The following is a 2,422-nucleotide window of genomic DNA, read 5'->3' on the forward strand; positions in this document are numbered from 1 at the left end:
CTCGGACGGCGGCGGGCGGCGATCGTCGGCCCGCCTGCACGACGAGATCCACGAAGACTGACCGTACGGACCACCGGAGAGAGGGAGGCACCCATGGCGGTAGGAAAGTTCACCGCGAACCCCGGCGAACTGCGCCGGGCCAGCGACATGATGGAGCAACTGCCCGCGCAGGCGGCCAAGATCGGCGACAACTTCATCTCCGACATGCAGAACTACCGTGGCTGGGCCGGCTACAGCGACGACTTCGCCCTCGAAGTGCTGCCCAAGTACGACGCGAACAACCAGTCGTGCCTGGACCTGGTCAGGGCCCTCAGCAGCGCGTTCACGTCCCTCGGTCAGGCGGTCTGGGCCAACGGCCAGCACATCGAGGGCGTTTCGAACTACGCGCGTGAAGAGATCGACCGGCAGATGTCCAGCATGGACACGCCGGGCGACTCCTCCCAGGGTGGCCGGCACTAAGTGGAGGAGATCGACTTTCCGCCGGACGTCCGGACGATGCTCTGGATCCTGCTGGGTGAGATGCCCTTGCAGGCCAGGGAGAATCTGGCGTGGGAAAGTCGTGAGCTCTACCTGGCCCTCCAGAAGGGCCTGATCGATCTGCGCGCGGCCTCGCGGGAGACGATCCAGATGGTGGAGGCGGCGTTGCCGCCGGAGGTGGCAAAGCCGTACATCGAGAGTGTGCGGATGCTCACCGACGAACCGGGCGGCACCGACCCCGTCCAGCAGTTGCTGCTCCAGCTCGACGAACTGGCCAACGGCCAGGTGGACTACTCGCAGAAGATCCAGGCGTCCAAGTGGGAGATCATCGCCGAGATCATCATGCTGATCGCCGAACTGGCGATCCTGGCGGCGCTGATCGCGTTCACCGGCGGCGCCTCGGTCTCGCAGATGTTCCTGGCGCGGGCCCGGAGCAAGCTCGCGATCCTCATCATCATCGACCGCCTGCTGCGGATGTCGCACATCGCCCCGACCCTGGGCCAGGCGATCCAGGAGGCGATCCAGACGCTGGCGGTCCGGCTGGCGCAGATCGGGCTGAACACCGGGGGCCGGAAGCCCGGGGGAGTGGACTGGAAGGACGTCGGTGTCGCCGCCGCCTTCGGCGCGCTCACGGCCGGCTTCATGGAGGTCTTCGACAAGTTCCTGAAGCCCATCAAGAACTTCTTCAAGGACCTCCTCGGGGACGTCTTCAGCAAGTTCAAGATCGACCCGAACAGTCTGCTGTTCAAGGGGATCGTGAACGGTCCGCCGGTCGTGGTCACCACCTTCGTGGTCGGAGCCACCGCCGAGAGCACCGCCGAGGTCATCATCAACGGGGCCTTCTACGACAAGTGGGAGTTCAAGTGGGAGACGTTCGTCGGCTCCGGCACCAGCACCGTGTTCGACATGGGCGCGGGGCTGGCCGTCGGCGCGGGCGCCTTCTCGATCTACAACAACTACTTCAACAACAACCGGTTCACCGACATCAACGAACTACCCGGCCCTGACAGCCGCTTGGGAGGCGGTTCGGGGTCCGGGAAGCCGGATGTGGGCCCGGATGTCAAGGGCCCGTCGACGGTGAAGAGCAACCTGTTCACCCCGGGTCCCGCAGCGCCTTTCCCGAACACCGTCTCGACCGAACTCTCGAGCGGGATCGGCAGCGGTCTCAGCATCCCGCCGCCCACGTACACGCCCCCGCCGCCGTACACGTCGCCGTCCGCGCTGAACATCCTGCCCACCGGTGGCCGCGACGTACTGTCCGGACCCTTCGACCTCACCACCCGGGACTCCAACAGCCCGAACGACACGAACAACCTCGGCGGTTACGGCTTCAACAGCGGCAACGGCTTCAACGGCAGCAACAGCTTCAGCGACCCGAGCGGGCCACCGGCCCCCTACGTGCCGCCGTCCACCTCGTCGGCCTTCACCCCGTCCACGCTGCCGTCCGGGCGCATCTCCGGGCCGTCGTCCGTCTCGAACGCCGACCTCACGACACCGGACCTCACCGACGGCCTCACGCCGGACACGCCTTCGAACGTGCCACGATCGACAAGTGACCTCCCCCAGGGGCTCACCACGCCGAAGGGCTCCTCCACCGCACCGGACTCGAACACCCCGGGCAGTATGGACGCCACGCACGTGGATACCGACCCGGGCGACGCACCGTTCGGCCAGGAAGGGACACGGGACGTCCCTCACGACACCACCGGGCAGGACCTGCCCGGGCACGGACAGCCCGCCCGGAACACCGGCGCCCAGCCGGGCACGGAACACGGCACACACCAGCAGGTGAACGGCGCCCCACCGGCAACCGACGCCGAATCCGACACCGTCACAGCGCCGACGCCCCTGGGCACCTCGGCCGGCCCGAACACGACAGCACCCGCATCCGCCCCCGGAGCTCACAACGCATCGCCCGGTACGCCGGGAAGCCAGTCACAGCAGT

At 67.3% G+C, this 2,422-nt stretch carries 1 protein-coding gene and 1 pseudogene; both read left to right on the plus strand.

The window, feature by feature from the left end; translation table 11 throughout:
- Positions 1-93 precede the first annotated feature (93 nt).
- Positions 94-459, plus strand: coding sequence for a hypothetical protein (locus tag ACZ7HQ_RS45140; RefSeq protein ID WP_030577738.1), 366 nt, complete (start codon positions 94-96; stop codon positions 457-459).
- Positions 460-2,422: pseudogene (locus tag ACZ7HQ_RS45145) on the plus strand (hypothetical protein); the annotation flags it as partial.

The sequence above is a fragment of the Streptomyces sp. NPDC037290 genome (assembly GCF_055603245.1).

Excerpts from the sequence above, each read along its gene's own strand:
- ACZ7HQ_RS45140 (WP_030577738.1), top strand. The coding sequence starts at position 94 with ATGGCGGTAGGAAAGTTCACCGCGAACCCCGGCGAACTGCGCCGGGCC.